2 protein-coding genes are annotated in these 5,182 nt (G+C 36.8%); both read left to right on the forward strand.

Going from position 1 to position 5,182, the window contains the following annotated elements; translation table 11 throughout:
- Positions 1-676 (forward strand): OmpA family protein (locus V7P59_RS12575; protein ID WP_333810503.1); only part of this gene is annotated, 676 nt, incomplete at its 5' end.
- Positions 677-786: 110 nt separating this feature from the next.
- On the forward strand, positions 787-5,182 hold a 4,396-nt coding region (locus V7P59_RS12580), incomplete at its 3' end, for a choice-of-anchor J domain-containing protein (protein WP_333810504.1).

Raw genomic sequence — 5,182 nt, forward strand, 5'->3', positions numbered from 1 at the left:
CTCAAGTAATAGAGATGGGGTGGACAACATCTACAAAGCAGATCCAGTATGTAATGTACAAGCGATTGTTAGAGTAAAAGATGCAAAGACTGGAAAAGTTATTGAAGGGGCTACCGTAATATTAGTAGATGAGAAGCAAAAGACAGTTTCAAATCAAACTAGTGCTGTAAATGGAGAAACCACCACAGGAGTTTTATGTTTTACAGCTTATAATGCACAAGTATCAAAATCAGGATACGAAAGTGGAGTGTTTGAAGTAGCTAAAGCAGAAAATCAACAAGTTGTTGTAGAAGCATTGTTGAATCCAATTACTCCAATTATCACAGAAAGAGAAGTTATTTTGCAACCTATTTACTTTGAGTTCAACAAGAGCAATATTACGGCAGAAGGAGCAGCAGAGTTGAATAAGTTGGTTGCTGTTATGAACGAATATCCAAACATGGTTATCTTCGCAAAATCACATACAGATAATAGAGGAAGCGATAAATTCAACATGAACTTATCTGACAGAAGAGCGAAATCGACGGTTCAATACTTAATCAGCAAAGGAATATCGAAAGATAGAATTTCTGGACAAGGATTTGGAGAAAGCGAACCAAAAGTAGCTTGTGCCAAATGTACCGAAGAAGAGCATGCACAAAACAGAAGAAGTGAATTCTTAATTGTGAAGAAATAAAAATATAAGCACAAAATCATATTATGATTTTGTGCTTTTAACGTTTGATAATGAGATAATTACATTTTATTTTTGTAATTTTAATAAAAATTAGATATAAATAATTGATAATGAAAAAGATATTACTTTTTTTAATGACATTTTTTTCTATTTTCACTTTCGCTCAGTTTCCTGAGGGCTTTGAAGGTGCAAGTTTCCCTCCAACAGGTTGGGTCGTAGAAGATAATGGAATTGGAACAGCACAAAGCTGGGGAAGAACTAATGCTTCCGGTTTTGGATGGGTACATCAGGGAACTTGGTCTGCAATGGTAAATAGAGATGCAGGAGCAACTTCTCCAGGACTAGCGCAAGATTGGTTAATTACACCACAAGTTACTGTGCCAGCAAATGGTCAAATAAGATTTTATTCAAGATCAGGTTCTAATGGTGAACAAGGAAGTGTTTACAAGGTTTTGCTATCTACAACAGGGCAAAATAGAGCTTCTTTTACTACCACATTGGCTACATATACAGAATTAGAAATTCAAAATTTACCATTTCAACAGTTTTTTATTTTATTGAACGCGTATGCAGGCCAAAACGTATATTTTGCATTCGTTATGGAAGTGAATAACGGTTTAGGAGACAGATGGATTTTAGATGATGTAAAAGTAGATCAACAGTGTTTAGTGCCAACAGGTTTAAATGTAACACCATTTTCTACTACAGCTCAATTGTCTTGGACGAGTCCAAACCCTGCTGGACCATGGCAAATAGAATACGGACCACAAGGTTTTACACCTGGTACAGGAACAATTGTTAATAATATTTTAACTAATTCTTATACAGTAACAGGATTATCTCCTTTAACATCTTACAGTTATTATGTAAGAACTATTTGTGAGGCAGATAATGTGAGTCCATGGTCGGCAGTTAGAAATTTTACAACTACAGTAGCACCGCCTGAATGTGGAGGAAATTTTGTTGATCCTGGTGGGGTTAGTGGGCAATATCCAAATAACTTTAATAATACTGCAACTCCAGTTGTCATTTGTCCTACAAATCCAGGGGATATAGTTACAGTTACTTTTACTTCGTTTAATACTGAAGCTACCTGGGATGCATTATATGTTTATGATGGTCCTAATACAAGTTCTCCATTGATTTCAAGTGGCAATCCTGCTGGTAATGTACCAGGAGGATTAGCTGGTGGATATTGGGGTACAACAATACCTGGTCCATTTACGTCAACTCATCCAAGTGGTTGTTTAACTTTTGTCTTTAGAAGTGATAGTTCAGGTACTCGAGATGGTTGGACTGCAAATATTACATGTGCACCACCCCCAAATTATTGTGCTGGTGATCACTTTTATGATAATGGAGGTCCAAATGGGAATTACACAAATAATATAACAGCAACTCAAGGATATAAAAAAATATGCCCTCCGGCTGGTCAATCAGTAACAGTATTTTTCAATTCATTTAATGTTGCGGATGATACTTTTTCAATTTATGATGGTGATAATTTAGCAACTGCCTTATTAGTAGGGACTTATACAGGTTCTGGTATTATACCATCTTATACAGCTAGTAATCCTGCAGGCAATGGATGTTTAATATTTGTATTTACTTCTAATTCGGCAACAAATGCAGCGGGATGGGATGCTTCCATAATTTGTGGTCCACCTTGTCAATCCATTACAGCTTCTGTTGCAGGTTCAACACCACCCGCTGGGTCTGATACCGTAATACGAGTATGTCAAAACCAAACATTTACATTAAATGGAACGGCTGCCTTTGGTACTAGTGGGACTGGAGCAACTTATCATTGGAGTTTTGGAGATGGGAATACAGGTACAGGACAAACTGTAACACATTCGTATGCTACTCCTGGTATATATTCAATAAGTTTATATGCTATGGATGCTCAAGGATGTAGGAGTGTCAACCGAATCAACCAATTAGTTTATGTTTCTACTACACCACTCTTCACTGGTACAACAGTTGTTGATAATGAAATATGTTTGGGTCAATCTACTAATATAATTGGTGCGGCTACTCCAGTAACCTATTATAGGGAATGTGCACCACCAGTGAGTGGAACAACTTTCTTGCCTGATGGTAGTGGAGTATCATATCAAACGTCCGTTCCTGTTGATTGTTTTCCTTTAGGAAGTACTTTAACTTCTGTTAATCAAATTACATCAGTTTGTATCAACATGGAGCATTCTTATCTAGGAGATTTACAAATTCGACTTGTTAGCCCGTCTGGACAATCAATTATTTTAAAAGCATACCCAGGTGGTGCAGGTACTTATCTTGGTTGTCCTTTAGACGATCCAGCAACTGGTCCAGGAACAGGTAGAACTTATTGTTTTACACCTACAGCTACTACATTACTTGTAAATGGTGCTACTTCTGCTTGTGGTACTCCAAGCTCTGCTTCAATTAATGCAGGAAATTATCAGCCAGTACAACCATTTTCTAATTTATTAGGAAGTACATTAAATGGAGATTGGACCCTAGTTATTACAGATAATTTAGCAGTAGATAATGGTTATATTTTCAACTGGAGTATAAATTTTGATAGTTCTTTACTACCTACGGATTATCAATTCACTCCTGTGATAGCAAATTCTTTCTGGTCACCAGATCCATCAATTACCAACGTAAGTGGAAATCAAATTACAGTAACTCCAACAACTGTGGGGACTCATTGTTACACTTACAATGTTACTGATAATTTTGGTTGTACCTATTCTCGTCAAGTATGTTTAAATGTAATTCCTGGTGTAGAATTTACAAATCTTACAGTTGCGCCTACTCAAATTTGTGAAGGTGAAAATGCTGTATATACTTTCACAGGAACACCAAATACAATTGTAACTTATAACATAAATGGTGGTGCTAATCAGACAATTACTTTAAACAATGTTGGAACTGCTACATTATCATTGTCTGGATTAAATATTACAACAGATGTAAATGTTACTTATATGACAGCGCCTCCTGTACCAACAACTGGTAATGCAATATCTGCTGTTGGGGGTGTTAGTCCAAATAATTCAGTTGGTCCTATTTTAGCTGCTGGTACAACAGCAACAACAGCTAATTCCACTACAATTAACTCATCGAATACCACGGTTACATTAACTTTAGCTCATATTGTACCTGCTGGTACACCAATAACGGTGAGTTTAGCTAAAAATACAACTACAGGAGCTGTCAATATTGTCGATGGTCCTTCAACTTTACTTTTTAATACTGGTGGTTTAAATGTATTGCAACATGTAACTTTTATTAAAGGAACCACTTCAAATACAATTACTATCAATAGAAGCAATGGTACTGTTTTCTTGGACGGTGTTGCTTACAGCTATGATGAATTAGGTTGTGATAGACCATTAAATCAAACAGCTTCGGTTGTGGTTTATGCTGCTCCATTAGTTTCGGTTACGCCAGCAACGTGTGTTGCAAATGGTTCAGCTACTGTCACAAATTATAACCCAAGTTTTAATTATGTATTTAATCCACCAGGGCCAACTATTGATGCTAGTGGAAATATATTAAATGCAGTTTATGGAACTTCGTATACAGTTCAGTTGAATAATGTAGCTTGTGCTACTAGCCCTTCTCCATTTGTGATAAACGAAATTTTACAAAACCTGCCTACACCAACTATTGTGTCCACTCCGGCTACTTGTCTAGCAGATGGATTTAGCACAATATCAAACTATGATGCTACAGCAACATATATATTTACACCATCAGGTCCGTCAGTTGATGCTACTGGATTAGTTACTGGTATGATATTAGGAAATAATTATACAGTTATTGCATCTAATAGCACTTGTGACTCCAATCCTTCATTGCCTTTTAGTAATTTACCAATGTTAGTAACTCCAGTAGTTCCAACAGTAGCAATTACAGCACCAACGTGTACTACAGATGGTTTTGCTACGATTTCAAATTACGATGCAGCTATGACCTATGTGTTTACTCCAACAGGACCAACAGTAGATGCTGCGGGATTGATTTCTGGAATGACATTTAGCACGAACTATGAAGTAGCTGCTTTTAATGGAAGTTGTACCTCGGCTAATTCAGCTATTTTTGTTATAGATCCAATGTTGCCAACACCAGCTGTTCCTGTTATTGCAAGTACAGCGCCAACGTGTACGGCTGATGGATTTAGCACCATATCTAACTATGATGCTACCTTAAATTATGTGTTTACTCCAGCAGGACCAACAGTAGATGCTACTGGATTGATTTCTGGAATGACATTAAATACATTATATGAAGTTACAGCATCCAATGCTACTTGTACTACTGTTGCTTCGGCTCAGTTTAGTAATTTACCAATGTTGGTAACTCCAGTAGTTCCAACAGTAGCAATTACAGCACCAACATGTACTGCAGATGGTTTTGCTACGATTTCAAATTACGATGCAGCTATGACCTATGTGTTCACTCCAACAGGACCAACAGTAGATGCTGCGGGATTGATTTCTGGAATGACATTTA

Origin of the sequence: Flavobacterium sp. (genome assembly GCF_036782315.1) — a bacterium.
Lineage (GTDB): Bacteria > Bacteroidota > Bacteroidia > Flavobacteriales > Flavobacteriaceae > Flavobacterium.